Annotated in this window: 31 protein-coding genes and 1 pseudogene; 20 read left to right on the top strand and 12 right to left on the bottom strand. The window is 72.4% G+C overall.

Annotation, left to right across the window (positions count from 1 at the left end):
- Window positions 1-445 precede the first annotated feature (445 nt).
- Together HS045_RS33695 and HS045_RS36485 are read right to left on the bottom strand one after the other, a co-directional pair.
- Window positions 446-997, bottom strand: coding sequence for a UTRA domain-containing protein (locus HS045_RS33695; protein WP_230885254.1), 552 nt, complete (start codon window positions 995-997; stop codon window positions 446-448).
- A 3-nt stretch (window positions 998-1000) separates the two neighbouring features.
- Window positions 1001-1204, bottom strand: a pseudogene (locus HS045_RS36485) (winged helix-turn-helix domain-containing protein); the annotation flags it as partial.
- Window positions 1205-1391: 187 nt separating this feature from the next.
- On the opposite strand from HS045_RS36485, the gene HS045_RS33690 reads away from it, so the two are divergent.
- The 17 genes from HS045_RS33690 (at window position 1392) to HS045_RS35230 (ending at window position 11893) form a co-directional block, all read left to right on the top strand.
- Window positions 1392-1616 (top strand): hypothetical protein, encoded by a 225-nt coding sequence (locus tag HS045_RS33690; RefSeq protein ID WP_196455696.1) that lies wholly within the window; start codon window positions 1392-1394, stop codon window positions 1614-1616.
- Window positions 1616-1837 carry a hypothetical protein gene (locus tag HS045_RS33685; protein ID WP_196455695.1) on the top strand — a complete coding sequence of 74 codons (222 nt, stop codon included), beginning with the start codon at window positions 1616-1618 and terminating at the stop codon, window positions 1835-1837. Before HS045_RS33690 ends, HS045_RS33685 begins: the two co-directional genes overlap by 1 nt.
- The gene (locus tag HS045_RS33680; RefSeq protein WP_196455694.1) at window positions 1837-2154 is read left to right on the top strand and encodes a hypothetical protein; all 318 of its coding nucleotides are present in this window, start codon (window positions 1837-1839) and stop codon (window positions 2152-2154) included. The genes HS045_RS33685 and HS045_RS33680 overlap by 1 nt, the downstream gene beginning before the upstream one ends.
- A gap of 1 nt (window position 2155) precedes the next feature.
- Window positions 2156-2632 carry an SsgA family sporulation/cell division regulator gene (locus HS045_RS33675; protein WP_196455693.1) on the top strand — a complete coding sequence of 159 codons (477 nt, stop codon included), beginning with the start codon at window positions 2156-2158 and terminating at the stop codon, window positions 2630-2632.
- Entirely contained in the window at window positions 2629-3009 is a 381-nt protein-coding gene (locus HS045_RS33670; protein WP_196455692.1) for an ATP-binding protein, read from the top strand. The genes HS045_RS33675 and HS045_RS33670 overlap by 4 nt, the downstream gene beginning before the upstream one ends.
- Window positions 3006-4136 (top strand): hypothetical protein, encoded by a 1131-nt coding sequence (locus HS045_RS33665; protein ID WP_196455691.1) that lies wholly within the window; start codon window positions 3006-3008, stop codon window positions 4134-4136. The genes HS045_RS33670 and HS045_RS33665 overlap by 4 nt, the downstream gene beginning before the upstream one ends.
- The gene (locus HS045_RS33660; RefSeq protein WP_196455690.1) at window positions 4133-4423 is read left to right on the top strand and encodes a hypothetical protein; all 291 of its coding nucleotides are present in this window, start codon (window positions 4133-4135) and stop codon (window positions 4421-4423) included. The genes HS045_RS33665 and HS045_RS33660 overlap by 4 nt, the downstream gene beginning before the upstream one ends.
- 54 nt (window positions 4424-4477) lie before the next feature.
- The gene (locus tag HS045_RS33655; RefSeq protein ID WP_196455689.1) at window positions 4478-4960 is read left to right on the top strand and encodes a hypothetical protein; all 483 of its coding nucleotides are present in this window, start codon (window positions 4478-4480) and stop codon (window positions 4958-4960) included.
- Complete coding sequence (locus tag HS045_RS33650) at window positions 4957-5208, top strand: hypothetical protein (RefSeq protein ID WP_196455688.1); 252 nt, start codon at window positions 4957-4959, stop codon at window positions 5206-5208. Before HS045_RS33655 ends, HS045_RS33650 begins: the two co-directional genes overlap by 4 nt.
- A 126-nt stretch (window positions 5209-5334) precedes the next feature.
- Window positions 5335-7299, top strand: coding sequence for a hypothetical protein (locus tag HS045_RS33645; protein WP_196455687.1), 1965 nt, complete (start codon window positions 5335-5337; stop codon window positions 7297-7299).
- Between the two features lie 9 nt (window positions 7300-7308).
- Entirely contained in the window at window positions 7309-7740 is a 432-nt protein-coding gene (locus HS045_RS33640) for a hypothetical protein (protein ID WP_196455686.1), read from the top strand.
- Window positions 7741-7757: 17 nt separating this feature from the next.
- Complete coding sequence (locus HS045_RS33635) at window positions 7758-8627, top strand: hypothetical protein (RefSeq protein ID WP_196455685.1); 870 nt, start codon at window positions 7758-7760, stop codon at window positions 8625-8627.
- A complete protein-coding gene (locus HS045_RS33630; protein WP_196455684.1) occupies window positions 8624-10078 on the top strand; it encodes a hypothetical protein in 1455 nt (484 codons plus the stop codon). The genes HS045_RS33635 and HS045_RS33630 overlap by 4 nt, the downstream gene beginning before the upstream one ends.
- Before the next feature lie 37 nt (window positions 10079-10115).
- Window positions 10116-10430, top strand: a complete 315-nt coding sequence (locus HS045_RS33625) for a hypothetical protein (RefSeq protein ID WP_196455683.1) — start codon at window positions 10116-10118, stop codon at window positions 10428-10430.
- A 99-nt stretch (window positions 10431-10529) separates the two neighbouring features.
- A complete protein-coding gene (locus tag HS045_RS33620; protein ID WP_196455682.1) occupies window positions 10530-11096 on the top strand; it encodes a hypothetical protein in 567 nt (188 codons plus the stop codon).
- Complete coding sequence (locus HS045_RS33615; RefSeq protein ID WP_196455681.1) at window positions 11096-11677, top strand: RNase adapter RapZ; 582 nt, start codon at window positions 11096-11098, stop codon at window positions 11675-11677. The genes HS045_RS33620 and HS045_RS33615 overlap by 1 nt, the downstream gene beginning before the upstream one ends.
- 99 nt (window positions 11678-11776) lie before the next feature.
- Entirely contained in the window at window positions 11777-11893 is a 117-nt protein-coding gene (locus tag HS045_RS35230) for an OCTOPUS family protein (RefSeq protein WP_230885253.1), read from the top strand.
- A 55-nt stretch (window positions 11894-11948) separates the two neighbouring features.
- Here the strand turns inward: HS045_RS35230 and HS045_RS33610 are convergent, their stop codons facing one another.
- Both HS045_RS33610 and HS045_RS33605 read right to left on the bottom strand, forming a co-directional pair.
- Window positions 11949-12164 carry a hypothetical protein gene (locus HS045_RS33610; RefSeq protein WP_196455680.1) on the bottom strand — a complete coding sequence of 72 codons (216 nt, stop codon included), beginning with the start codon at window positions 12162-12164 and terminating at the stop codon, window positions 11949-11951.
- A gap of 176 nt (window positions 12165-12340) precedes the next feature.
- Window positions 12341-13132 carry a ParA family protein gene (locus tag HS045_RS33605; protein WP_196455679.1) on the bottom strand — a complete coding sequence of 264 codons (792 nt, stop codon included), beginning with the start codon at window positions 13130-13132 and terminating at the stop codon, window positions 12341-12343.
- 335 nt (window positions 13133-13467) lie between these two features.
- On the opposite strand from HS045_RS33605, the gene HS045_RS33600 reads away from it, so the two are divergent.
- The 3 genes from HS045_RS33600 (at window position 13468) to HS045_RS33590 (ending at window position 15134) form a co-directional block, all read left to right on the top strand.
- On the top strand, window positions 13468-13650 hold the full coding sequence (locus HS045_RS33600; RefSeq protein ID WP_196455678.1) for a hypothetical protein: 183 nt from the start codon (window positions 13468-13470) through the stop codon (window positions 13648-13650).
- A 275-nt stretch (window positions 13651-13925) separates the two neighbouring features.
- On the top strand, window positions 13926-14171 hold the full coding sequence (locus HS045_RS33595; protein WP_196455677.1) for a hypothetical protein: 246 nt from the start codon (window positions 13926-13928) through the stop codon (window positions 14169-14171).
- 393 nt (window positions 14172-14564) lie between these two features.
- Window positions 14565-15134, top strand: a complete 570-nt coding sequence (locus HS045_RS33590) for a hypothetical protein (protein WP_196455676.1) — start codon at window positions 14565-14567, stop codon at window positions 15132-15134.
- A gap of 90 nt (window positions 15135-15224) precedes the next feature.
- On the opposite strand, the gene HS045_RS33585 is transcribed toward HS045_RS33590, so the two are convergent.
- From HS045_RS33585 to HS045_RS33550, 8 genes are all read right to left on the bottom strand, one after another.
- The gene (locus HS045_RS33585; RefSeq protein ID WP_196455675.1) at window positions 15225-15971 is read right to left on the bottom strand and encodes a hypothetical protein; all 747 of its coding nucleotides are present in this window, start codon (window positions 15969-15971) and stop codon (window positions 15225-15227) included.
- A 244-nt stretch (window positions 15972-16215) separates the two neighbouring features.
- Entirely contained in the window at window positions 16216-16563 is a 348-nt protein-coding gene (locus HS045_RS33580) for a hypothetical protein (protein WP_196455674.1), read from the bottom strand.
- A 13-nt stretch (window positions 16564-16576) separates the two neighbouring features.
- Window positions 16577-17044, bottom strand: a complete 468-nt coding sequence (locus tag HS045_RS33575) for a hypothetical protein (RefSeq protein WP_196455673.1) — start codon at window positions 17042-17044, stop codon at window positions 16577-16579.
- Window positions 17045-17216: 172 nt separating this feature from the next.
- The gene (locus tag HS045_RS33570) at window positions 17217-18701 is read right to left on the bottom strand and encodes a pentapeptide repeat-containing protein (protein WP_196455672.1); all 1485 of its coding nucleotides are present in this window, start codon (window positions 18699-18701) and stop codon (window positions 17217-17219) included.
- 827 nt (window positions 18702-19528) lie between these two features.
- Window positions 19529-20338, bottom strand: coding sequence for a hypothetical protein (locus tag HS045_RS33565; RefSeq protein WP_196455671.1), 810 nt, complete (start codon window positions 20336-20338; stop codon window positions 19529-19531).
- Between the two features lie 171 nt (window positions 20339-20509).
- Window positions 20510-21082 (bottom strand): hypothetical protein, encoded by a 573-nt coding sequence (locus HS045_RS33560; RefSeq protein ID WP_196455670.1) that lies wholly within the window; start codon window positions 21080-21082, stop codon window positions 20510-20512.
- Between the two features lie 468 nt (window positions 21083-21550).
- Entirely contained in the window at window positions 21551-22924 is a 1374-nt protein-coding gene (gene dnaB / locus HS045_RS33555) for a replicative DNA helicase (protein ID WP_196455669.1), read from the bottom strand.
- Window positions 22921-24051, bottom strand: a complete 1131-nt coding sequence (locus HS045_RS33550; RefSeq protein ID WP_196455668.1) for a hypothetical protein — start codon at window positions 24049-24051, stop codon at window positions 22921-22923. The genes dnaB and HS045_RS33550 overlap by 4 nt, the downstream gene beginning before the upstream one ends.
- Window positions 24052-24234 lie beyond the last annotated feature (183 nt).

Genomic DNA, 24234 nt, shown 5'->3' with positions numbered 1-24234 from the left:
ACGGGTCGTGCGCGGCCCGCCCTTCGCTGCCGGGGGTTGTGTAGCGAAGAACTGACGCTTGCGTCCTGCTCCGACCTGGGACGATCGGCGGCGACGGCGTCGGCCGTACGGCCGCACGGGCGATCACGCAGCTCAGCCCGGGTACGCGCCTGAGGCGCGACCGGCCGCAGATCCACGGGTCCCGGATCAAATCCGGCAGCGGGCTGCGTTACCGTGGAAGCAGTGAGGGGAGACAAGTACTCGCCTTTCTTGCTGTGAAAGGCTCGACCCGAGAGTTTGGCGACTGGACGGGTCGAGCGGGTTGAACCGGCGGTCCCGGTAGGCGATGAGCTGCGCCTACCAGGGCCGCCGGTTTCTGCGTTGGGAACTGATCCTGCCCGGAAGAGGGATTAACGTCTCGGCGATCGCCTGCAAGAGCTGCAGACGGCTGCCGGAAACGGCGCAATCAGGTGATGTCCCAGTCGTACTCCAGGGTCCACAGGTGCGTGGGCATCACGTGCAGGCAGACCTCGACGGCACGGCCGTCCTCGGTACGTCCGATGTGCGTGATCTCGTAGACGCGCTGGTCCTCGGTCATCTTGAGGAACGCCGCCTCCTCAGCAGTCGGAGGACGTACCGAGATGCGCTCAGTGATCCTGACCTGGGCGTATCCCAGCTCGCGGAATCTACTGATGATCCCGCCTGGACCAGAGTCGGGCTGCTCCAGGGCCGTGCCCTCCGCGATATCGACCGGGATATACGAGTCCGCGATCTGAACGGGGAAATCGTCGGCGCCCATACGGCGGGCGCGAACGACGGTCACCTCGTCGGTGGACACGCCGAGGATCTCGGCGACTGGGGCCGGCGGAGCGATGCGCTCGATGCTGGTCTCGATACGAGGTTCGCGGCCCAGCGCCCGGACCTCGACATCGAATGCTCCCCGGCCGGTGTCCCGGGTCGCTGCGTGATAGCGGCTGGTGGCATTGCGCAGGATGGGTGCCAAGTCAGTCACGTACATCCCCTTTCCACGGTGTATGCGTACGAGGCCCTCTGCGACGAGGACTCGGATGGCGTCGTTGACGGTGGCACGGGAGACGCCTAGCTGAGTAGCTAGCTCGTCTTCCTTCGGGAGGGCGCCACCCCGCGGGGGGTCGCCGCCCTGGATCGCTGCGCGGATCCGATCCGCGACTTGCCGGAATCTGCTCCGGTTCGGGGTGATGCTCATAGGCGCACTCTACCCAGTACGTACCGTGTAGTCACTGCATGATCGTCACTAGGTACCGCCTACTTCTTGACAGCCCTCACGGCGAGAGGTCTACTCAAGGCATTGCACGGTACGTACCGCGTAATGCAGGCGGCTCCGGTGGTCAGACCGGAGCCGCGTGGACAACTGCTGGTTAGGAGCAGAGCCCATGGGAGCCATCATCCCCCTGATCGCCTGTCCCCGCACCGCCTCCACCCTGGACATCCGCCCCCTCGCCTACGCCCTGTCCCGGATGACGCCCGGCCTGACCGAGCTGATCCTGCCCGGTGAGGACTGGGACTCCCTGATGGTGCGCCGCGACGCCGCCCGCGACATCCTCGACGAGCTGCTCCACGAGTACGCCGCCGAGACCGCCGAGGCGGTGACCCGGTGATGGAGTTCCTCGTCGTCCTCACCTTGGCCAAGGCGGTCCACAACGGGATACGCCAGGCCACGATCATCCGGACCGTCACGGCCGGCCCCGGCTCGACCCGCGAGGGCCTGCTGAGTTGGGCGCTCAACGAGGCCGGTCCGGAGATGGCCGGCGCCAACATCGTGTTCTTCTCCGCCGAGCCCAACGCCCTGCCCACCCCCCTCAAGGCGGTGAAGGGCTGATGGACAACTACATCTTCTCCGGCGCAGTGCGCGGCCTGCGCGAGGACCTCCAGGAGATCGCCGCCGGAATCGGCAAGGCCGACCAGCTCCGCGAGGACCTGGCCGACCTCGGCAACGGCCTGGCCGACATCAAGACCGAGATCGCCGACCTCACCGCGGCGGTGCGCGAGCTGACCGACCTCATCGCCACCGCCCAGAAGCGGCCGCGCGGCATCGGGCGGGCGCAGGTCATCCGGGCGGCCCTGGTGGCGCCCCTGGTGGCCGTCTGCCTCACCGCGGCCCTGGTCCTGGCCATGGCCGCCGCGGGGGTGATCTGACATGAAGACCGCTGACCGGCGCATCGTCCGCCCCGTCGCTCTGACCACCGCCATGTTCTGGCCGGAGGACTCCAACGACGACGAGATCAACGACCACACCAGCGTCCTGGACGTCGTGGTGACCTCTCTGGTCTACGACCCGGCCGACCCGCTCGCGGTCACCATGACCTCGCACCGGCGCAGCACCGGCGTCCAGCACGACCGGGACCACGTCTTCGCGCGGGAGATGCTGAACGCCGGGATCACCCGCCTGGTCGGCAAGGGCCGCATCTCGATCGGTCCCGACGCGGTCTTCCCCGACCGGTGGATGGTCATCACGATCAACCCGCACCGGCCGGACCGCTGGCCGGTCTCCGTCCCCACGGTCGAGGTCGAGGGCTTCCTGTGGGACACCTACGCCCGGGTGGGCCCCGGCGAAGAGCAGGTCTCCCCGGACTGGGAGAGCGGTCTGCGCTCCCTGCTGGGAGGGACGCCGTGAGCACCGTGACCACGCACGCCGCGATGTTCCCCGGCCGCCTGGACCTGGTCGCCGAGGCCCGCGGATTCGTCGCGGGCCTGGTGGCCGGCCTCCCCTGCGCTGACGAGGTCGTCTTGTGCGCCTCGGAGCTGGCCGCCAACGCGATCGAGCACTCGGCGTCCGGTGAGCCGGGCGGCACCTTCCGCATCGAGCTGGCCGTGCTGAGCGGCACGGTCACGCTCACCGTCACCGACCAGGGCGAGTCCCTGGTCCCCCGGCAGCGGCGTCCCGCCTGCGAGGCCGGGCGCGGCCTGCTCCTGGTCGAGGACCTGGCCGACGACTTCACCCGCCGCGGCCGCCAGGCCGTCGCCGTCTTCGGCTGGAGGGAGGGGTCGTGAAGCTCGCTGCCCTGTCGCAGAAGCAGATCATGGCGGCGGAGAAGACCTTGAACGCGGGGATGTGGGCGATCACCGCCGGCGCCGTCCTGTTCTCCGTTCTGACCGTGACGCCACTGGTGGCGAAGGTCACCCCGGACGGCTGGGACTGGACGGCCCCGATCCTGCCTCTCGTCGTGGACGCGGCCGTGGTCATCGTGATCCGGCTCGATGCCACGGTGTCGCGGCTGGGAGGCAACGGCGGGGCCTGGCCGGTCATCCTGCGCTGGCTCACCGGCATGTTCACGCTCGCGCTGAACATCGGCGACAGCGCGCTGAAGGGCGACCGCGTCGGCGTCGCCGTTCACGCGGTCGCCCCGGCCCTGCTGATCGTGACCGCCGAGGCCGGGCTGGCCTACCGCCGGGCCATCGCCAAGGCGCTCGATCGGATCGAGCGTGAACAGGAGGCCGAGGCCGAGCGGAGGCGTGTTCACGAGCGCCGTGAACGCGAGGCCCGTGAACAGGAACAGCGGGAGCGTGAACAGCGCGAGCGGGCCGAGCGTGAACGCCAGCAGGAGCGGCAGGAGCGCCGTGAGCGTGAGGCCCGTGAACACGCCGCCCTGCTGGAGCAGCAGCGGCGCGACCACGAGGCGAAGATGGCCCGCGAGCAGAGAGAAACCGAGATCGCTCTGCGCCGCGAGGAAGCCGAGCGCCAGGAGCGCGAGCGGGAGCGGGAGCGCCAGGAGCAGGCGGCCCGTGAACAGCAGGAGCGGGCCGAACGCGAGCGCCGTGAACGCGAACGGCGGGAGCGCGAGGAGCGTGAACGCCAGGAGCGTGAACAGCAGGAGCAGGAGATCCGTGAACGGGCCGAGCGAGCGGCGCGTGAACGCCGGGAGCGCCAGGCCGTGAACGCTGCCGTGAACACCCGCAGGCCCTCCTCCGTGAACGCCCCCGTGAGGGCGCTCGTGAACGACGCGCGGCTGTCGGAAGCAGAGGCCCGCAGCCTCATCGTGAACACCCCCGGCGCGAGTGTGCGCGACCTCGCCGACAAGACGGGCTGGTCGATCGGCTGGGTCTCCAAGGTCCGCAATGAGCGGTCCGAAGAGCAGGGCCACGAGATCGAAATCGACCTGGCCGGAGGTGCGGCATGACGGCCGGCCAGGCGCCCCAGACCGCCGCGCCGGTCCGCCACCGGCCGCGCATCGCCCGCAGGCCCAGCATCACCGGCAGCCGCATCTACTGGCTGGTGTGCACCTGCGGGACCACCGGCCGCGAGTGGTTCGCCCGCGGCCCCGCGGTCGAGGAGCTGGAGCGCCACATCGCCACGCTGCCCCGTGTCCCGGCGGGCCAGGAGTGCCGCGACTCCAAGAGTCACGACCGCCGCGACTGGGAGCCGTGCTCCCTGTGCGCTGGCCAGCTCGCCCTGTTCGACCTGTAGCAACCCACCCGCCCGCGGCCGCCCGGCCGCGGGCTCTGAAAGGAAGACCCTGAGATGAGCACACCTTCGTCCGGCGGACCGGAGTGGTCCGGGGACATGCTGGACCGCCCGGAGATGGTCGCGGCGTTCACCGCCCAGCTCCGGAGGGTCCTGTCGGATCAGGCGGACTTCGTGGCCCGCATCCGGCGGGACGCCGAGGCGATGTGGGAGGCCAACCCGCCGGAGGGCTACGGCACCTTCGAGGCGTGGTGGCGGCACCGCTGGGTGGCCGGCCCGTTCGCCGAGATCCAGGAGCACATCGAGAAGGCCGCGACGCTGACGTTCCAGTTGGAGGCCCGCTACCGGCGCAACCGCCACGAGATCCCGGCCACCCGTCAGGCCGCCGCCCACGCCCGGCAGCAGGGCCCGCAGCTCACCCGGGGTGCGGGCCCGGTCGACCGGCCGACCCCGCGCAGGCCGGCGGGGCCCCGTCCGGCATCGGACGACGGCGGCTTTCTGGACCTGATCCGCGCCGAGCGCCGGGACCGGTCGGCATGAGCACCATGACCCCCGAGGACCGGCGGCGGCTGCACAACGTCGCGAAGTTCTGGAACGAGCGGCTGGCGGGCGCCGAGAGCGACGCCGACCTGGTGCGGATCTGCTTCGACCGGGCCAAGGCGGCGGCCCGGCGGGCGCAGCGCAGCGGCAACGCGCGGGCGATGCACGAGCTGGCGGAGCTGCTGGCGACCTGGGCCGAGCAGCAGGAGCGGGCCGAGGTCAACCGCCGCGCCCGTCACAGCGCGTGAGGTTCAAGTTCAAGTTCAGCGCGGCCCCCGGGCTCTTGCCGGGGGCCAAGGCGCGACGCGCGTACGCGCGACGCGCGAGTGTCCCCGATCCGGTCACCGATTGTCAACCCCCGATAGGAGACCAGCGTGAGCAAGAACGACGACACCGGCGGCGGGGACGTCCTGCCGTTCGTCCCCCGCGTGATCTTGCCGGGTTCCCTCGACGCCCCGGCGGCCGACCCTGAACCCGCCGCCGCGACCGGCCCCGCCGACGAGCAGGAGGGCGACGGGGCTCCCGGTGCGGCCGGCTCCTGGCCGCTGCTGCCGGAGGTCGCCGAGATGGGTCCGCCGCTGCACCTGACCGTGCCGCCCACGCCGACGCCGGGCGAGGACCCCGGCGCCGACGCCGACGGCGCGTTCACCCCGCCGCCGCCGGCCGATCCCGACAACCCGACCGCCCGCGAGGTGGCCGCGACCGCCATGGCGCTGGTGACGGCCATGGGAGTGGCGGCCGCCCAAGGCATGTGGCACCGCGCCCGGCACCGCCAGGCGCTGGCCGATCAGGCGCGCGCCACCGCGGACAAGGCGGTCGGCAAGGCGGCCGCCGCGGCCGGTTCCGCCGGACCGGGGGCGGGCCGTACGGGGGGAGGCGCCGGGTCGAAGGGGTCGAGCCCGTCGGCGCTGCGCTCCCTGGGTCTGGGCGCCCCGTCGAAGGGCTCACGGAGCCACGGCGGGTCCGGCAGGCCGAAGGGGGGAGGCAAGGCCCTCAGCGGCCCGCACAGCCCCTCACCCAAGGTGCCGGGGCCGACCGGCGGCAAGCACACGCCGGGCCCCAAGGCGACCCGGGGCGGCAAGGCCGTCCGGAGCGACCGGCGCAAGCCGTACCGCGCCAAGGGCAAGGACGGCGGCAAGCGCCGTTTCGGGTGGCTGCGGCGGGCAGGCGGCACCGGTGCGGGGAGCGGCAAGGGTGCTGCGTCCAAGGCGCTGAAGCCCGCCAAGAAGAACGTCGGCAAGGCCGCGCTGGAGACCGCCCGTCCGGGGGCCCGCCGGCTCGCGTGGAAGGCCCCCAAGGACGGTGGCAAGACCGGCGGCAAGGACACCGGGCCGAAGCGGTGGACGAGCGGCCGCACGGCACCGACCGGCAAGACGACCAAGAAGGCCACGACGAAGGGGCCCAAGGCCGGTCCCGGCAAGAAGAGCAAGGGCGAGGGTGGCACGACCGCGCCGGGCTCCACCCGTTCGTGGGCCCGTCGGCTCGCCTGGAAGGCCCCCAAGGACGGCGGCAGGACCGGCGGCAAGGGCAAGGCCGCGCCGGGCTCCAAGCGCTCCAAGACGGCCCGGGAGGAGGCGGCAGGCACGCACGGCACCACGAGGACTCGGCGCCGGTGGTGGACTCGCCGAACCCGGTCCGGCGGCACGAGGACCACGCCGAAGAGGCCGAAGACCTCCCGGGGCGGTCCCTGGCAGGAGACGACCCCGCCGCCGCCTCCTCCGCCGGGGTGGGAGGGGATGCGGCCTCCGCCGGCATCTGACCGGACGGTGAAGGTGACCATCGAGCGGGTCGACGAGCGCCCCTGGCCGCGGCCCGAGGCTGCCGCCCTCACCGTGGGCCAGGCGGCACCGGCTCCACCCCCCGCCGCCAAGCCGACCCCCCGCCCGACCCCGCCGCCACCACCAGCTCCAGAGCCGCAGGGAGACCAGCTCGTGAACATGCCCGTCACCAGGACCACGCAGTACGCCGAGGCCGACCTGACCATCTACGACGTCATCGACGCCGACGCCGACATGGCCGAAGAGATCACCGAGGGCGTCGACGAGGCGCGGGCGACGGCCGACGGGTGCGAGCTGCTGATGACCCGCCTGGAGGCCCTGCACGCCAAGGTCGTCGAGCTGAAGGTCCCCGGCGTGCTGGAGGGGATGGTCGTGGCGCTCATGGAGAAGACCGCGTCGGTCCGCGCCAAGGCCCAAGCCATCGCCGCCACGCTGCCCGCGGCCGCCGAAGCGATCTCCACGGCCGGGACCAACGCCGAGGCCCGTCACCGGCCCCTGGCGGACGCGGTCCGCGACGCCGGCCACATCCGCCCGGCCGAGCGCGACTACCACAACGAGTAGGAGGACGTCATGTCAGAGCTGGAGAGAAGCGAGACCGGCGGAGCGGTCGCGGCCGCCGGCGGGGTGCTGGAGACGGTGGTCCGCTACGGCATCGTCATCGCTCAGCTGACGATGGCCGGGATCAAGCTGCGCGGGCTCAGCGAGCAGGTCCGCTCGACCTACCGGTACGTGGAGGGCTGCTCGGCCAGCGTCGACCGGCTCGCCGAGCAGATGGCGGGTCTGGCCGTCGACGTCGACACCGTGTCCGAGCACCACGAGGCCGCGGCCGTCATGCGGTCGGTGCTGGCGGAGGCCGACGCGATGGCGGCCGCCACCGAGGACCTGGCCGCGCTGTTCGAGCTGACCGCCGCCGCTCACCAGGCCGACTACGGATCGGTCGCCGCGGCCGCCGACAGCATGCCGGTCCCCATGGCCGACGCCGAGTTCTACAGCAACCGCTGACCAGGAAGGAGACGATGATGACCCCGCCCCCGCCCGCCCTGCCGACGGTGGATGTGACGATCCCGGCCTGGCCCGCCGTGGACCGGGCGCGCCGCCGCCTGGACGTCGTGCGCAGCTGCACGGGCCGCGTGGCCACCGTCGCCGGCGGCGCCGCCGCGGCGCTGGGGATGTTCACCGGCGCGGCCACCGGAGCGTCCCTGCTGGGAACCGCGGCCCTGACGCTGGCCGGGCTGGCCACGCTGCGGCTGTGGAAGCCCGACGGCCACCAGAAGGCGACCGCCACCGCGCTGTACCTGGCGCCCGGCACCAGTCTGACCGCGCTGCTCTTGGCCGAGCAGATCGCGGCGGGCCCGCACTGGGGGGAGGCGCTGGCGCTGACCGTCTGGACCGCCGGGACGTGGGTGCTCCGCCCGGCCCGCGTCGGCCGACGGCTGCTCTGCCCTCCGCCGCCTCCCGTCCCGGTCGTCGACGTGGCGCCGGTGGACGACCTGGTCGACGCCCACCCGGTCGCCCGGTGGTGGGCCCAGCACGTCGCCATCGGGGGCGGGATCGCGCCCGGCACGCTCCTGGAGGGCATCCAGCGGACCGGTGAGTCCTCGATGCGGGCCGTCATCCGTTCGGCCGCCCCGGGCCGCCCGGTCCCGGACGTCTCGATCCGGAACCTGTCGGCGCTCATGGACATCCCGGAAGACGCGATCAGCATCGGGCCGGTGCCCGGCCGCGGAGCCGGGGTGCGCCGCCTGACGATCGGCCGGCCCGAGGAGGGCGACCCGGCGACGGTCTGGGCGCAGCGCATCGCCCCGGGCGCGATGCCCGGGACCGTGCTGACCGGCGTGCGGATCGGCCGCCCCGGTGCCACGACCACGAGCAAGGAGAGCACGGTATGAGCGTTCTGGCCGCCGCCCGCGATGACGTCGTCGAGCTGATGCTGGAGTCGCCGCAGGGCACGCCGATCCGCTACGACCTGGAGGCATTGTGCTCGGCGCTGGACATCGCCGACCCGACCCGCGTGGTCGTCGAGGTCGACGGGTCGCGGCGGCGGGCGATCGTCACGATCTACCCGTCCAACCCGCTGGCGGAGATGCCGCCGCCGTCGCTCAGCGACATGCTCATGGACCGGCAGGGGCGGATCGTGGTGGGCCGCTACCACAACGGCCGGCCAGCGAGAAGGAGGATGTTCGACCCGAGCACCGGGTCTGCGGTGCGGGCCATGGTCTTCGGCACGACCGGCGCAGGCAAGAGCAGGACGGTTCAGTACCTGCTGGCGTGTGAGAAGCGCAACCGCGTCGTGTCCTGGTACGGCGACCTCAAGGGCGGCCAGTCCGCCCCGGAGGCCGAAGGCCAGGTCGACTGGCGCGCGACCACCCAGGAGCAGGTCATCCTCATGCTCCGCTCAGCCGTCGCCGTCGCCCAGGAGCGGCAGCGCCGCTACAGCGCCGCCGGCCGCAACGCCTTCCTGCTCGGGAGACCGGACCCGCTGATCTCCGTGCGGATCGACGAGGCCAACCGGCTGCTGGAGCGCGGCGCCCCCTACCGGGAGGAGGCGACCTACCTGGTCAAGGAGCTGGGCCGCACCGGCCGGTCGGTGGGCATCGGTGAGGAGCTGGACGCCCAGGCCAGCCACCTGGAGGAGCTGGGCGGGTCCGACACGCTGCGTGCGATGCTCAAGGAGGGCGAGGTCACGCTGCTCAGGTGGAGCAGCGGCATGATGCGGCAGCTCGTGGCCGACGGGCTGCTGCCGACCGGCGACCAGCTCATGCCGATCCCCAAGAGCCTGCAGCCCCGCGTCCTGCGCAGCCAGTTCGACGTCCTCGGCGGCGACGAAGACGACGACGGCCCCGGCACCCAGGGCATGGGCTATCTGCTGTCCGGCCCGCACCCCACCGCGATGATGCGGCACTTCCGGATCGGCTCCATCACGCCGACCCCCGGCCTGGATCCGGAGATCCTCGCGCTGTACGGCGACGATGAGCCCGCCCGCCTGGAGGAGGCTTCCCAGCAGGCCGCCGGCGAGGCGTATGCCGCCCGCCACGACCCGGCCGCCATGGACGCGCTGTTCCAGGCGCTCCAGTCCGACCAGGAGCAGCAGCCGCGGACGGCAGGCGGCGGGCCTTCCGGCAGTCCCCGCCGGAGCGCGGCACGCATGGAGGAGCGCATCGTGTCGGCTCTGGCCGGTGCGGACGAGCCGCTGAGCGCCGACGACATCCTGGCGGCCGTCAACGCCGACGGCGGCCGCGAGGTCAAGATCGGGTCGGTCCGCACGACCCTGACCGCGCTGGTGGACAGCGGCGACGTCGTGCGCGCCGCGCACGGCCTGTACGCCCCGACCTCGAACTGACGTCAGTCATCCACCGTTTCCACGAGAGGAGAACTCCATGATCTGCCGACTCCGCGGTGGCACACCCCGAGTCCGCCGGGTACTGCACCTCAGCCGCCGCGCCGCAATGGATCCCGCCGAGGCGTTCGTGCTGGCCTTCCTGGAGGCCCGCTGCCGGACCGCTACCGCCGAGGATTTCGGCGCGGCCAGCGATGAGTGCGAGGAGTGGACGCACCTGGCGGTGCTGCAGCCCGAGCGGATCGCGCAGATCCGCGCGGCCGCGGCCTGGACCCCGTGGGGCCGCCCGGTGCGCCGCCTGCTGGCCTCGACCACCACCGGCCTCGCTGAGGCTGTCCACGGCACCCGCCGGTAGCTCGACGGGCGCGCACCAGCGCGGTCAATCCGCCAAGACCACCCGCGCCGGGCGCGCCCGTACCCCCTGATCCCTCGATCAGAAAGGGCACTGCCCATCATGACGCAGTCTCCCCCCATCACCGAGACCACAGCCATCGCCGCCCTGCACGCCCACCTGACCACCGCCACCGTCACCGCTGACGAGGTCCTGGACCTCGCGCTCAGCTGTCCGGTCCCCGGCCCTCGCGCTACCGCCCGCCGGATCACTACGGCGCTCACCCGGCTGCGGGAGCACCTGGCCGCCGTGGTGGTTGAGGCCGGCCGCCAGGCCGAGACTGACGCCCCGGCCGTCTCGCCGACGTCCGCGCCTGCACTGGCCGGGCAGACGGCGCCGAAGGCCCCCCAGGAGAACGCCGAGGAAACCCCGGCACCGGCCCGCAGACCTCGCCGTAGCGCTCCCGGTGGGCCCCGAAAGCCCCGCGCCGCCAAGCGCTCCACCGGCAGCTCCAGCGGACTGAACGCCGACAACGTCAACGACCGCGGTCTGCTGGCTCAGATCCACCTGATCACCGACGCCGAGGCCGCCGCCGCGCGGCGCCTGTGCACCCGCTACGGCCGCACATCTGATGAGACCGCCGAGTTGATCGACATGCTCGGCATCGGCGCCCAGGAGGCGATCGCCTGATGACCCAGCAGACTCCCGCCGCCGTGATCACCTCGTTCGGCTACGGCCACGCCCCCGCTCCGACCGCGGACATCGTCATCGACGCCCGGCGCCGCTTCCGCAACCCGCACCACGACCCGGCCATGCGCGAGCTGACCGGCCGGCAGGAGGCCGTGCGCTCCCATGTCCTGGCCACCCCGGGCGTGACCGCCATCGTCTGCCAGACCGCCCTGCTCGCCGCCGAACTCGCCGAGACCACCGCCGACGACAGGCCGGTGAGCGTCGCGATCGGCTGCGTCGGCGGCCGCCACCGCTCCGTGGCCATGGCGGAGGCGATCGCCGACGAGCTGGAGCGTGCGGGCCTGCGCATCGACCTGGTCCACCGCGACGTCCACCGGCCCGTCATCCAGAACCACCCGGCTCCCGACGCGCCGGCGCCGACCCTCGCCGCCCGTGTCACCCGCTGGCTCGCCCGCTGGCGTCGGCGGTGCTCGACCTGCCGCACCTGCGGCGGAACCGGCTCCTACTGGAATACCTACGTGAAGGACTACTGGCTCTGCGACTGCCCGACCGGCATCGCCCTCGCCGCCAACCACCGGTAGCTCGACGGGCGCGCACCAGCGTGATCACTCCGACCAAGAAGCTCACGCCGGGCGCGCCCGCTGCCCCATCCCCTGCGAAGAGAAAGAGGCGCTCCCATCATGCCGAAGAACAAGCCCGCCCCGACGCCCCCGAGCACGCCGATCAAGTCATGCCCCAAGCACCCGGGCGTGCAGACCACCGGCACCTGCCCGCTGTGCGCGCTGGGCCGCCGCTGACCACCTGACCCGCACCGCCAGGGCCGTCCCTCCATTGCGGAGGGGCGGCCTTTCGCTATTGGCCGGCCTCCTGCTGGGTGGTGAGCTCGGCCAGCAGCGCCGCCCGCAGCTCCTCCGCGAGCGCCGGGGCCTGGCGGCAGCCCGCGGCCAGGATCGCCGCGAGCGCTTCATGCTTGGTCGCCCGCCCGGCCGTGGCCGCTAGCAGCTGCTCCACGGCCGCATCTAGCTCGTCGGCGACCTGCGTCGGCAGGTAGTAGGTCCGGCGGGTCATCCCCGCGGGCTCGCCTCGGCGACGCTTCGGAGGCGTGTATGAGACAGGTACATCCGGCTCAGAGTGACGTGGAGACGTCTCCGACAGCTGTGTGAACCGCCCGCCGAGCCGGGCCATGCGCGCCGCCTCGGTGCTTTCGGTGACCCCCTTGGGCGGGCCGATCTTCTTCGACGGGGTCACGCCTGGCCCCCGTCCGCGTCGCCCGCCAGGGCCTTGGCCAGCTGACGGAACTCGCCGGCCGACGGCGAATCCGGCGCGTAGACGACCACCGGCAGGCTCTCCCGCCACGCCTCCCGGATCTCCTTCAGATCCCGGACCTCCCCGAGCACGGCCAGCGGCATCTTGTGCAGCTCCTCCAGGGCGGAGGTGACGATGCGGCCCTTGCGCTTGTCGAGCAGGTTGACGACCATCCCCAGCACTTCGATCTCGATCCGCAGATCGGTCTGGGCGGAGGCCACCTGCTCTAGCAGCAGGCGCAACGCGCGGAAGGTGGAGTCTTCGGCCTGCACGGGGATCAGCACGCGGCGGGCGGCCACCAGCGCGTTGTCGGTGAGCGCCCCCAAGGAGGGCGGGCAGTCGATCAGGCACACGTCGTAGACGCCGAGCCCGGCCAGGCGCTCGGTGACGAGCTGCAGGCGCCACTCCATCCCGCGGTGCTGGTAGAGCTGCCGCTCCAGCATGAACATCTCCACCGTGGTCGGCACGAGGTCGACCCCGTCGCGCCAGGGAACCACCAGGGCGGCGACCGCCTCGGGAGTGACGGCGCCGGCGTCGGACAAGAGCACGTCGTACAGGGCTGCGGGACGGGTCGCCTCCGGCATGCCGCAGGCCTCGGTCAGGTGCCCTTGCGGGTCCAGGTCGATCATGACGACCCGGTAGCCGAGTTCGGCCAGGGCGCCGGCGAGGTTCATGGTGGTGGCGGTCTTGCCGACCCCACCTTTCTGGTTGAGGACCGCGAGAGTGAACACCTCGGCACCGTATCGGCGATGCCTCTCACATGCAGGTAGGAACCTTGTACATCTGATTCAGAGAGAGGTGTATGTGTGTAGGAGCTGTCTCATACACGTCTCATACACAGAAGTAACGCAAGCCTCCCGCGCCGTGCCGGGACCTCAGGCCGGGTCCTCGATGGACGGGGGCCAACGAAGGAGGTCCCCGGCCTCCGATCGCCCCGACCACCTACGGGGCCCGGCCCCGACGAGCGATCGTCACGGCCCCGGCCCGGTACGGCCCCGCCCGACCTTGATCATTGATAAATGCGTAGGTGTGATGTTCGTGGTCGGGAAGCGAGAGGATGGGCGCCATGGCTGGAACTGAGCTTCGGCAGGTGACGTTGCAGGGCGGGCCGCTGGACGGGCGGGCATTCCTCGTGAGCGCCGATTCGGACGGCGCGTACCTCAGCGTGCCGGGGAGCCCCGGCGGGCTGTACGAGCCGGTGCCGGGCGGCGATCCGGACGCCTGGTTCTACGGCGGGGCCAACGCCTGAGTTCCATGGATCCGACCGGTGCCGAGGGTCGGACGGAGCGCGGGCGGCGCGGGCCGGGACCGGCCGCCAGGGCCGCACGCCCGGCCCGCGGCCGCCGAGCGCGACGGCCGCGCCGTCGGCGTGGCCGCTTGATCCCTATGAGAACAGTTCGGCAATCCGTCTTCGACAGCTGACGGTTAGCTTCACCTGAAGCGAGGCGATGGATCGCACCGAACCCGGCCTGTCCGATCGCGGGAACTTCCCCCCGAATTCCGGAGATCCTCCATCATTACCCCATGGCTCGCTCTATTCCGATGTACACAACAGACGTCGATCCCACCGATCCTCAGGCCCGAATCGAAAACGCCTGGTTGGTATGGGCAGACAGTCGTCCGGTTCGCAACGCGTTGGCAGCGACGATCGACGACCTCGAGACCTACGCACGGGATCAAGGTGCTGACGCGGTCTTGGGACTGAGGATCGTCTCCTCCGAGGCAAATGATTATCAGATTCTAGGAACCGCAGTGGTCAAGGCTCGCTGATGGACAGGAGCACCCATAGCGCGGAGCTCCCTGTCGCCCAGGTGGGATGTCATGCTGCTCCACGTTCCGCTCGCGGCCGCGGAGCGGACGCCTTGAACCTGTAGAGAAAATTGTCTTCCGATCATGAAATGGGTCGTTGGCCACCGTGCCCTCTAGGCTCTAGGGCCCAGCTCAGATGGCCGATGGGCCTCTAGGGCACCCTCTAGGTCTAGAGGCTGGCCCCTCTAGACCTAGAGGGGCATTTGAACCTGCGGCCCCTTGACCCCCAGTCACACGCGAACTGCCAAACCGGGCGCGGCCTCCGGGGACCGGTGATCACCAGTACGTGTAGATGCATAGGTCCATCCGGTCGTCCTGGCTTGCGAGCTTGATTTCCGCGTAGGGTCGACGATCATGAGCGGCACCATCCCCGTGGTGGCCCGGGTCGCCACCGGCACCAAAGCCCGCCTGGCGGCCCTCATCGCCGCCGAGAAGGCCAAACGCAGCGCCCTGGTGCCCGCGGCCCTGCCGCTCGGTCTGGACGCGGCACAGCGCGCCGAGGCCCGCACCCGGGCACGGGAGCGCCTGGAGAAACTGCGCACGCGTGGGGAGCTGCTCGACACCGTCGACGCCGCCCTCGCCCGCGGCGTGCGCCTGGAGCTCGCGGCGCGAGGCTGGGACCACGCCTGGCCGCCGGTGCCGGCCTCCGCCCCGTCGTCGGGCCGGTGGCCCGGATCGCGGGAGGCCGGATGGGCCGAGACGGTGTCGGCCCGCCTGCCGGGCGCCCTGGTGGGTCGGGTGCAGGCCGCATGCTGGCACGCCTCCGCCGACGCCATCACCGAGCTGCGCGCCTGGCGCGAGCTCCACCCCGGGCGGCTGGCCGATCCCGGCCTGGTCGCCACCTACGAGCGCCTGGCCGCCGGGGTGACCACGCCCGGCGCGATCTGGCGGGCCGCGCTGCAGCGGGTGCTGCCCCCGGCGTGACCGATCCCGCCCGGACGGGCTGACCTCACCCCGTCTTGCTAGCTCGCTAACTTAATTTCCGCAGGTCGCAGAGGTGCGGCGGGGTGGTGGTCAGCGTTTGCGGCGGGCGGCGTCGCGCTCCAGGTGCTCCAGGCCGCCCGGGTAGGCGGCACCGAGGTCGACCAGGGCGCCGATCAGCGCGTTGTAGAGCTTGGCGTGGTGCCAGTGCTGGCGGCCCAGCTCGCCGGCGCGCACCTGCCCGCCGAACGCGTCGAGCGCGGTGAGCCATGCGCGCGCCGTCGCCGGTACGGCGGCCGGTTCGGCGGGCGCGGTGACCGCTCGCCGGGCGGGTGTCCCGGCCGTGCCGGGCTCGTGCGGATCCTCCTGCGGTGCGTCCGGTGGCGCGGTCGCCGGCGTCTTCTGGCGGGCCCGGCGCTCCCGGCGCAGCCGCAGCGCCCGCCGGTGCCGCTCGGAGCGCAGCAGCCGCACGTAGTCGACGAGTTCTTCTTCCGCGTCGTCCATCAGCAGCCGGACGGCCTCGATGGTCTGCTCCACGGCGGCGGCCGATGCGATCGGCTCGCCGGTCTCGGCGTGCTGCAGCAGCTTTCCGACGTCGCTCGCGAGCAGGGAGAACCGGGTGTGCAGGACGAACAACCGGCTGAGCTGAACGCCCATGTCCGGCGGGAGCTGGTCGCGCGCCAGCGTCAGCGCGGCGGAGGCGGCGTAGCCGGCCAGCGTCAGCCGGTGCGCGTCGGCGGCGGCCTGGAGCTCGGCGTGCTCGTCCTCCGACAACCGCAGGTTCACCCGCCGTGTCCGCTGCCCGTCGGGGTCGCGGTGGCGGCGCTGACTGCCTGTCATTTCTCTGGGCGGTCTCACCCTGATCTTCCTACGTCACCTGCGGCTCCGGTGGGTTTGGGGAACCCAGTGCACTAACTTGCTCCGGAGATCCGGTGACCATCGCCCGCGGGCGCTCCCCCCGGCCCGGCGGGCGCTAAGTCCGACTTTTCACACCACTTGCTCCGCGCAGCGGCGATCCGCCGGGCACGAAAACGCCCCGCCGTACGGCTCGCGCCGGGCGGGGCGTCGCGTCGCGGGGGTCGCCTCAGTCGCCGGCGGCGCCGGGGTCGACGGCCACGGCCAGGTGCCCGGCCGCCGAGTGGTAGCGGCTGGCGGGCTCGGCGGCCGCGGCCGCCAGCTCGGCGTAGCGGGCCAGGTGCTCGCGCGCCTCGGTGATGCGGGCGGCCGGGTCGCCTCCGGTGTCGTCGCGCAGGATGACCCGGCCCGGCAGGTCGGCCAGCTCGGCGTCCAGGTGGCGGGCCAGGGCGGCGGTGTAGGCCGCCACCTCGCCCAGCAGCCATCCGGCCTCGTACAGCTCGGAGACGGTCAGCTCGCGCCGCTCGCCCGTCGCGGCCAGCAGCTCGCCGAAGCGGGCCAGGTCCTCGGTGTCCATCGCTCGTTCCTCCTCAGTTCTCGTCGCCGGTCGGCTCGGTGGTCCAGGGCAGGCGGAGACCGCCGGTGCCGGTAGCCCACCGCTCGTGGTCGGAGGGCGGGCGCCGCTCTAGGGCCTCGTGGCGGGACTGGGCGGTGGAGCGCGGGGTGCCCATCGCGCGGGCCAGCTGGCCGTAGGAGCCGCCCATGTCCTGGTGCCGGCGCACGGCGGCGTCCCGGATGCCGTGCAGGGCCGGGATGAGCCGCCGTTCCAGGGTGCCGATGAGCCCGCGCAGCGCGGACAGGTCCTCGGCGGCGCCGTCGACGTGCTGGCCGTCGCGCTCGATGGTGCGCAGCAGGATCAGCGCCCACACCACGGCGTGGGTGAACTCGCCGGGGTCGGCCAGCAGGACCGCGCCGAGGGCGTCGCGCTCGGCCGGGCTGATGCGGGTGACGATGTCGATCGCGTGCGGGTCCTCGGTGTCCACGTGGGCGCTGGGCATCTGTCCTCCTCCGGTTCTGTACGAGTCTTCGTACAGCTTTGACTGTACGGAAATTCGTACGTTCCGCAAGGGGATTCCGGGAACCCGGGGCGCGCGACCAAGTCCCGGGAATGGGTATTCCCGCAAGTTGCACTACCGCGAACCGGGTGAAACCGGGCACCGGACCCCGTCGTCAGCCGACCGGGTCCGCCTCCGGCACCCCGTGGTCCTCGCCGCCCTCGGCATCCGGCGTGGGGACACCGCCGGCCGCACCGGGGCCGGGCGCATCCGGCTCCGGATCCTCCTGCCGCCACAGCCGCCGCAGCCGCCCAGTGCCGTCCGACTGCTCCGCGACCGCCCACCCCGTCGGCCAGACATGATCACGGTCCGGCCGCAGCACTCGGGCGTTCGTACCGCCGAACCCGGCGTCCTCGGTGAAGCGTGCCCTGTCGAACCAGGCCTCCCCGGTGAAGGTCGCCTCCTCGAACCGGCTGAACCCGGTGAAGGTCGCCTCGATGAACAGGGCGTGCCTGGTGAAGGTCGCCTCCTCGAACCGGGCGATCCCGTCGAAGGTCGCCCAGCCGAACACGGCGACCCCGCCGAAGGTCGCCCCGCCGAACCCGACGTGTCCGGTGAAGGTCGCCCCGCCGAACCCGGCCTCCCCGGCGAAGGTCGCCTTCTCGAACCGGGCGTCCCTGGCGAAGGTCGCCTTCTTGAACCGGGCGTCCCCGACGAAGGCCGCCCCGCCGAAATCGGCTTTGACCACGCGGCAGTGCTGGAGGTCGAGGTCGATGAGGGTGGCGCCGGTCAGCTCAAGGCGCATGCCGTCCCAGAAGCGGACATCGGCCGACTGGCCGCTGTCACGCTCGCTGGGGGTGCGTTCGTCGCGCAGGTGCTCACCCAGGATGCGCTGGGCGGTCAGGCGGACCTGGCGCTCGCCTTCGGCGTCGTCGGTCTTGCCGGCGGCGGGTTGCTCGGGTAGCGGGGTCTCCTCGTTGCCGGGCGTGGGCGGGTGCAGCCACCGGTCATTCGACGGGGGAGCCGACCGGGCGGGCGGAGCCTGGACCGGCTCCGGTGCGAGGGTGGGCGGGCTGTAGGGCATGCGCAGGTAGGCGCAGATGACGTTGACGATGGTCTGGCGGTGGCCGGGGTTGTCCTGGGCCAGGCGCTCCAGCGCGTACAGGCCGGCCAGGCGGACGGCGGCCTTGTCGTGGCCGAGCTGCTCGGCGGCCTTGGTGTACAGCTCGGTGACCCGGCGCTCGGCGGCATCGCGCTCGGTGTGCTCGGCGGTGCGTTCGGCGTAGTGGCTGGTGATGAGGGTGGCGATCTCCTGATGGCGTTGCCGCCGGAACGCCAGCATCAAGGTGACGGCCGCGCCGATGCCCGCCCCGGCGGCCAGGGCGGTGCGCAGGACCTCGCTGCGCACCTGGACGAGATTGCCCCCGGGCTCCGGTGGTGCCGGGCCGGCGGTGACCCCGGGCACAGGCGTGCCGCCGGAGGAAACCGCGGGAGCGGCCAGAAGCCACCAGGCCACCCCGAACACGACGGCGCCGATCAACAACCCGAGCGGGACGATCCACCAGCCGGCCGGGCGGGGCGGACGCAGCGGCGGCGGAACCGCCGCGGCGGGAACCGGATCGGGGGAGGGAGAGCGGCGCATCCATGCAGGCAGGCCCATACCGGCCATATCAGCGCGCGGACGTCTTCCGCTCCCGTGCGATCCATGGATCGTTACCGACTCGGGGCCGATCCCCCGGGCAGTGCGGTGTAGACCCCGCACTCCGGAGGGGACCTCTCTCAGGCTGGCACCGCCGGAACCGGGCGGAACCCGGCGTGAGGCCTCTTTCCCGACGACGGGCCCATGACAGGTTCGGTAATGTGATGCACATCACACTGAGCCTTCGATAAGACTCACTACCCACATCTGATGCTTACCGAGATGTGATGCCGTGATACAGCATGAGACACCAGGGGGCACCAGGAGACGGCATGAGACACCAGGAGACAACCTCATCCGTCGACAGACGTCACCGGCCGTCCGCCTGTCACTCCCTGTCAGCCCGGTGAAATGTCGGTGCGAACCGATACGGTGCTGAATTGCCGCCTTGGGCGGCAGCCAGGCAGCGGTCGATCTCCTGCAGGGGTCGACCGGTCCGGCCCCGCGGTCGACTCCTTCGGGAAGACGGGGCCTTGAGGGGAGAGATCTCCGATGGCTGCCCACCGGCGACGCCGCAAGAAGCCAGACCTCTGCGACTGGGGACCGCTCGCGATCCGAGCGTTCCTGATCGCTCTGGACTGGTGGATCAACGGAAGCGGGCCCAGGTAGGCATTTGCCTCCCAGGCCCGCGGCTGCAGTTCGGGCCCCGATTCTTCTTGGCAGTGGATCGGGGCTCTCTGCGTCACACAGTTGCGTTTTGTTGCGCGCGGTCCAGCGTATCGACCCTGACCGACGTTTTTAAGCACTCCTACATGCCGTCATCGCCGACCCGGCCTCTGCCGCCGGGCTCAGTCCGCCGCTGTCACCTGGTCGGCGGGCACGGTTCGAGCCTCCCGCCGGACGTCGGCGGGCATCACCACGTAGGCGTCCACCGTCGTGTCGCGCCAGTGCGTCTCCGTCACGATCGCCAACTCCCCCGCGGCCAGGACCACGGTGCCGGGAGCCAGCGCCCCGAACGCTGCGGCCAGGACCGTGTCGAGCACCTGGCGGGCGCCCTCGGCACCGCGCAGCGCCGCGCCCCGGCCCCACGGCGGCAGATGCGGCGCCAGCGTCTGCCGCCATGCCTCGGCCGGCTCGTGCAGCAGCAGCCGGGCGAACAGGTCCAGATAGCCGAACGCGACGTCGACGGGGTGCGGGTCGCCGGCCTCGACGGCGGCCGCCACCGCCGCCTGCCGTTCCTGTTCCGTCGGCCACAGGGTCGGGCCGCTCTTGTAGGCGGCGCGCAGGACCGCGGCCACCTCGCCCGGCCGGGCGGTGAACAGGCGCACCTCCCGCTGCCCGGCGCGGACCCGCGTCTCGGTGACCCGCAGGGCCAGGGCGTGGCCGCGCCGGGCCGGGTCGGCCGCCATCTGCACGCTCAGCAGCCGCTCGCGGGCCCGCTGCTCGGCAGCCTCGGCCGTCCACCGGTTGACCGTGTCGACGCTCACGCCGCCGAGCTCGGCGGTGCGCCGCACGGTGATCCCGGCGGCACGGGCGGCCAGGACCGCCACCCGCACCTGCTCGGTCGCGGCCGCCACCTCTGCCTGCGCCCGGGTGCGCCGCTCGGCCTCGCCGGCGAGCAGGGCCGCGGCCCTGGCCTGCCGCTGTTCGCGTGTCATCGCGACCATGACGCCCCTTCCGGAGATCGCCTGTACCGGCGCCCTAGCCTGCTGTACCGGCGTCGTTACGTCATCTCCCCAGTTCAGGGCGGGTGAGGGGTCCTCCTCGCGGGCGCGCGCATGCGTTGGGGTGTCTCGAAAGGCGGAAAACGCCCCTTGCGGAGGGGGAGGTCACCGCGCCCTGTCGGAGTCGCCGGCCAGGGCGCGAAATCCCCGCCGGCGGGCGGTGGCCTGGACGTAGGGCACATGGGTGGGGCAGGTGTCGATGACGGTGACCTCCTGGCCTGCGCCGTCGACGAGGCGCAACTGCTCGGTGGCCGCCGGCACCTGCCCGTAGCGGTCGTGCATCCCCCGCCCGACGCACACCTCGCACTCGGTGTAGGAGCCCGCGGGCAGCGGGGGCGCGGGCACCTCGACCGTGATCTCCCGGATGACCTCGACCACCTCGACGCGGGTGATCGCCGCGCGCTGGGCGGCGCGGACCTCTTCGGCGGAGACCGTCGATTCGGGCAGGGTCCACTTGGCGTCGATCCTCGCGGCGCTGGCCGCCAGGCGCTCATGGACCGGCAGCGCGAGGCGCCGCTGCTGTTCGGCCTTGGCCGCGGCCTTGGCCTGCCGGTTGCGTTCGTTCTCCGCGCGCCGGGCCGCCTTGAGCGCCTTGGCCGCTCGGGCCGCCTCCCGGGCGGCGTCGGCCTCCTGGCGGCGGCGGGCGGCGGACTCGGAGAGATCCTTCGGGGTCGGCATGCAGGTGATTGTCACCCACGCCCGCGGCCTCGTCGCCCGGTTCCCGCCGGATGGGCGTTTCCTCAGGTCAGACGCCATTCCGCAGGCCTGCGGCGGCCTTCTGACCCGGAATAACTTCCCTTATTGGGGGTTGGTGTTTCCGCAGGTCAGGGGCGTATTCGGTGGGAATTTCGCCGTTGCTACCGCACCGCGAGGCCGGAGCGGCCACCGGTGGCGATGCGGCTTGCCACCGGAGATCACCGCTCCCGCCGGCCTGCCCACCGACAGCAGCGAGAGGCTGAGAGGGCCGTAGACGGCCCGAGTAAAGCCGGGGGCTGCCTGACACCAAGAGGTGGCCGATCGCCCGCCTGCGTGCCCCTGAGGCCCTTGATCGGCCCCGTGTGGGGTGATCGTGGTCCTCCGCCTGCCGGGCTTGGTCCCCACCCCGATGCGGCGCGAGGACCTTGACGACGTAAAGGCCATCACCTGTTACGCCTGACGAGGCCGGGCCATGTCGACGGCGCGGGCGTAATGGCCCTGGAAAGCCACGGCCACCGACCCGGTCGGCCCGTTGCGGTTCTTGCCGACGATCAGCTCCAGCTCGCCGACGACGCCGGCGGCCGGGTCGTCGTTGCGGTACAGCAGGATCACCACGTCGCCGTCCTGCTCCAGGGCGCCGCTCTCGCGAAGGTCGGAGATGACCGGCCGCTTGTCGGCCCGATGCTCCACCTCCCGGTTGAGCTGGGCGACGACGACCACCGGGATCGCGAACTCCTTGGCCAGCAGCTTCAGGTCCCTCGACATCTCGGCGACCTCGACCTGCCGGTTCTCCGCCGTCTTGCGCCCGGCCGTCTGCAGCGGCCGCATGAGCTGCAGGTAGTCGACCACCAGCAGCCGGGCCGGGCCGATGTCGGCGCGGCGGGCCATCTTGCGCAGCTGGGCGCGCAGCCGCTCGACGGTGACGTTCGTGGTGTCGTCGATGACCAGGTGCGGCGCCTCGGCCAGACGCGCCGACACCTGCGCGATCCTGCCCCACTGCTCATCGCTCAGCGTGCCGTTGCTCAGGTCGGTCAGCGGGATGCGGCCCTCGGCGGCCAGCAGCCGGTTGGCCAGCTCACCGCGGGACATCTCCAGCGACGCCAGGTAGACCGGCAGTCCGTGCTGCAGGGCGGCATGGCGGGCGATGTCCAGGGCGACGACGGACTTGCCGACCGACGGGCGGGCGCCCACGATCACGAGCTGGCCGGCCCGCAGTCCGCCGAGGAGCGCGGTCAGGTCGCGGTACGGCAGCGGGGCGCGGGTGGAGTCGTCGCCGCGTTCCATCTGGTCGATGTGCGCGGCCATCAGCTCGTCCAGGCCGATGACGTCGGCGCCCTCCTCACGGCCGGACAGCTCGGCGATGACCCGCTCCCGCACGGCGTCGGCGTCCTCGGCGTCGCCGCCGTAGCCGTGGGCGACCAGGCGGGTGCCCTCCTCGATGATCTGCCGCAGGATCGCCTTGTCCTTGACGATCCGCGCGTAGTAGACCGCGTTGGCGGCCGTGGGCACCACGGCGGTCAGCGTGTGCAGGTAGGTGCCGCCGCCGACGCGGGCCAGCTCGCCGCGCCGCTCCAGCTCATTCAGCACCGTCAGGACGTCCACGGCCTCGCCGCGGGCGTTCATCTCGACGATGACCGCCGCGATCGTCCGGTGGCCGGGCCGGTAGAAGTCGGCCGGGCGGATCACGGCGGCCACGTCGTCGATGCACCGGGCGCCGATGAGCATGGCGCCCAGGACGGACTGCTCGGCCTCGATGCTGTGCGGGGGGACCCGGCCGAAGTCGGCGTCGGCCGGAGCGGCGAGGTCGTCGACGGGCGCGCTCATGCCGCGGCTCCTGCCTGGTAGTAGTCGGGGCTGGTGGGGTTGCAGCGCGGGCACGGCACCAACAGCAGGAGGCCGTCCTCCCTGCGGTCGAGGGTGCGGTCGACGGGGTCGCACTCGGGGTCGTCGCACTTGGGCGGCAGCTCGCCGGAGGTCTTGCCCGCGGCCGTGGGCGTCGGTGCCGGCGGGGCGGGCAGGTTCGCCAGGCGCGAGGACCACACGGCGTACAGCGAGCGCACGCCCTCGAGTTCGGCGGTCAGCTCCGCCCGAAGGTCATTGGGGGTCCAGCCGTCGGCCCACGCCGCGGCGACCAGGTCGCTCAGCGCCTGGCGGTGGTTGCGGTTCGGCGGCCGCCGCCACGGCAGCTCCAGCACCCAGGCGGTCACCTCGTCGACGTCGGCCCCGTCCTCGTCGCTGCGGGGTTCGGGTGCGGTGCCCGAGCGCCCGCGCCGGACGTCCTCACCGGGGGTGGGGTCGGGGTTGTCGGCAGGAGTGAAAGCCTCCTCCTCCTCCCTCTCCGGTGTGGCCGGTGCGGCCGTTGCAGACCCGTGTGACGGAGGAGGAGGAGGAACATCTCTCGGGGGAAGAGGTACCGCCGCACCGGTGCGGCTACCCCTGGCCGCATCCGTGCGGCTACCCCTGGCCGCATCCGTGCGGCTACCCCTGGCCGCATCCGTGCGGCTACCCCTGGCCGCATCCGTGCGGCTACCCCCCCGCCCTTCGCGGGCCGCTCGGCGGGCGGCGGCGCGGGCCGCGGCGCGCTCGTCCCACCGCTCGTGGTCGAGCAGCTCGTAGACGCTCGGAAGGTGGCTGCGCGGGTTGTCGGGGTCGCGGCGGCGGTGCACGCGGATCAGGCCGCGCTCCTCCAGGCGCTTGGTGACCCGGTCGACGGTGTCGACGCTGCGGCCGATGCACGCGGCCAGCACGGCCCGGGTGGGCACGTCGTCGCCGTCGGGGTCGGGGTCGCTGTCGCGGTCCTCGGTGTCGACGAAGGAGGCGAGGGCGGCGTACAGGGCCTTCTCCACCGGGTCCACCGACCCGTCGCGGGCCAGTTCGGCGTCGAACTTCACCCAGTCCATCGCGGCCGGCCGGACCACGCGGGGGACGATCCTGCTCTGGGTGTCGGTCATCGCGCACCCCCGCGCAGGACGATCCCGGCTGCTGCTGCGTTCGCCATCGTGACGGTTCTCTTCCTGTGAGAACGGGTCGGAGGAACGGGTCGTGCGCGGCCCGCCCTTCGCTGCCGGGGGTTGTGTAGCGAAGAACTGACGCTTGCGTCCTGCTCCGACCTGGGACGATCGGCGGCGACGGCG

Source organism: Planomonospora sp. ID82291, from assembly GCF_015711645.1.
In the GTDB taxonomy this organism is placed as follows: domain Bacteria; phylum Actinomycetota; class Actinomycetes; order Streptosporangiales; family Streptosporangiaceae; genus Planomonospora.
Note: the sequence above shows the minus strand (reverse complement) of the source record. Positions and strands in the feature narration are given on the sequence as shown.

What these genes read in the sequence shown, in the direction of transcription:
- HS045_RS33695 (WP_230885254.1), bottom strand. Translation starts at nt 997, where the DNA reads ATGTACGTGACTGACTTGGCACCCATCCTGCGCAATGCCACCAGCCGC.
- HS045_RS33690 (WP_196455696.1), top strand. Translation starts at nt 1,392, where the DNA reads ATGGGAGCCATCATCCCCCTGATCGCCTGTCCCCGCACCGCCTCCACC.
- HS045_RS33685 (WP_196455695.1), top strand. Translation starts at nt 1,616, where the DNA reads ATGGAGTTCCTCGTCGTCCTCACCTTGGCCAAGGCGGTCCACAACGGG.
- HS045_RS33680 (WP_196455694.1), top strand. Translation starts at nt 1,837, where the DNA reads ATGGACAACTACATCTTCTCCGGCGCAGTGCGCGGCCTGCGCGAGGAC.
- HS045_RS33675 (WP_196455693.1), top strand. Translation starts at nt 2,156, where the DNA reads ATGAAGACCGCTGACCGGCGCATCGTCCGCCCCGTCGCTCTGACCACC.
- HS045_RS33660 (WP_196455690.1), top strand. Translation starts at nt 4,133, where the DNA reads ATGACGGCCGGCCAGGCGCCCCAGACCGCCGCGCCGGTCCGCCACCGG.
- HS045_RS33655 (WP_196455689.1), top strand. Translation starts at nt 4,478, where the DNA reads ATGAGCACACCTTCGTCCGGCGGACCGGAGTGGTCCGGGGACATGCTG.
- HS045_RS33650 (WP_196455688.1), top strand. Translation starts at nt 4,957, where the DNA reads ATGAGCACCATGACCCCCGAGGACCGGCGGCGGCTGCACAACGTCGCG.
- HS045_RS33640 (WP_196455686.1), top strand. Translation starts at nt 7,309, where the DNA reads ATGTCAGAGCTGGAGAGAAGCGAGACCGGCGGAGCGGTCGCGGCCGCC.
- HS045_RS33635 (WP_196455685.1), top strand. Translation starts at nt 7,758, where the DNA reads ATGACCCCGCCCCCGCCCGCCCTGCCGACGGTGGATGTGACGATCCCG.
- HS045_RS33630 (WP_196455684.1), top strand. Translation starts at nt 8,624, where the DNA reads ATGAGCGTTCTGGCCGCCGCCCGCGATGACGTCGTCGAGCTGATGCTG.
- HS045_RS33625 (WP_196455683.1), top strand. Translation starts at nt 10,116, where the DNA reads ATGATCTGCCGACTCCGCGGTGGCACACCCCGAGTCCGCCGGGTACTG.
- HS045_RS33620 (WP_196455682.1), top strand. Translation starts at nt 10,530, where the DNA reads ATGACGCAGTCTCCCCCCATCACCGAGACCACAGCCATCGCCGCCCTG.
- HS045_RS33615 (WP_196455681.1), top strand. Translation starts at nt 11,096, where the DNA reads ATGACCCAGCAGACTCCCGCCGCCGTGATCACCTCGTTCGGCTACGGC.
- HS045_RS35230 (WP_230885253.1), top strand. Translation starts at nt 11,777, where the DNA reads ATGCCGAAGAACAAGCCCGCCCCGACGCCCCCGAGCACGCCGATCAAG.
- HS045_RS33610 (WP_196455680.1), bottom strand. Translation starts at nt 12,164, where the DNA reads ATGACCCGCCGGACCTACTACCTGCCGACGCAGGTCGCCGACGAGCTA.
- HS045_RS33600 (WP_196455678.1), top strand. Translation starts at nt 13,468, where the DNA reads ATGGCTGGAACTGAGCTTCGGCAGGTGACGTTGCAGGGCGGGCCGCTG.
- HS045_RS33595 (WP_196455677.1), top strand. Translation starts at nt 13,926, where the DNA reads ATGGCTCGCTCTATTCCGATGTACACAACAGACGTCGATCCCACCGAT.
- HS045_RS33590 (WP_196455676.1), top strand. Translation starts at nt 14,565, where the DNA reads ATGAGCGGCACCATCCCCGTGGTGGCCCGGGTCGCCACCGGCACCAAA.
- HS045_RS33585 (WP_196455675.1), bottom strand. Translation starts at nt 15,971, where the DNA reads ATGACAGGCAGTCAGCGCCGCCACCGCGACCCCGACGGGCAGCGGACA.
- HS045_RS33580 (WP_196455674.1), bottom strand. Translation starts at nt 16,563, where the DNA reads ATGGACACCGAGGACCTGGCCCGCTTCGGCGAGCTGCTGGCCGCGACG.
- HS045_RS33575 (WP_196455673.1), bottom strand. Translation starts at nt 17,044, where the DNA reads ATGCCCAGCGCCCACGTGGACACCGAGGACCCGCACGCGATCGACATC.
- HS045_RS33570 (WP_196455672.1), bottom strand. Translation starts at nt 18,701, where the DNA reads ATGGGCCTGCCTGCATGGATGCGCCGCTCTCCCTCCCCCGATCCGGTT.
- HS045_RS33565 (WP_196455671.1), bottom strand. Translation starts at nt 20,338, where the DNA reads ATGACACGCGAACAGCGGCAGGCCAGGGCCGCGGCCCTGCTCGCCGGC.
- HS045_RS33560 (WP_196455670.1), bottom strand. Translation starts at nt 21,082, where the DNA reads ATGCCGACCCCGAAGGATCTCTCCGAGTCCGCCGCCCGCCGCCGCCAG.
- dnaB (WP_196455669.1), bottom strand. Translation starts at nt 22,924, where the DNA reads ATGAGCGCGCCCGTCGACGACCTCGCCGCTCCGGCCGACGCCGACTTC.
- HS045_RS33550 (WP_196455668.1), bottom strand. Translation starts at nt 24,051, where the DNA reads ATGACCGACACCCAGAGCAGGATCGTCCCCCGCGTGGTCCGGCCGGCC.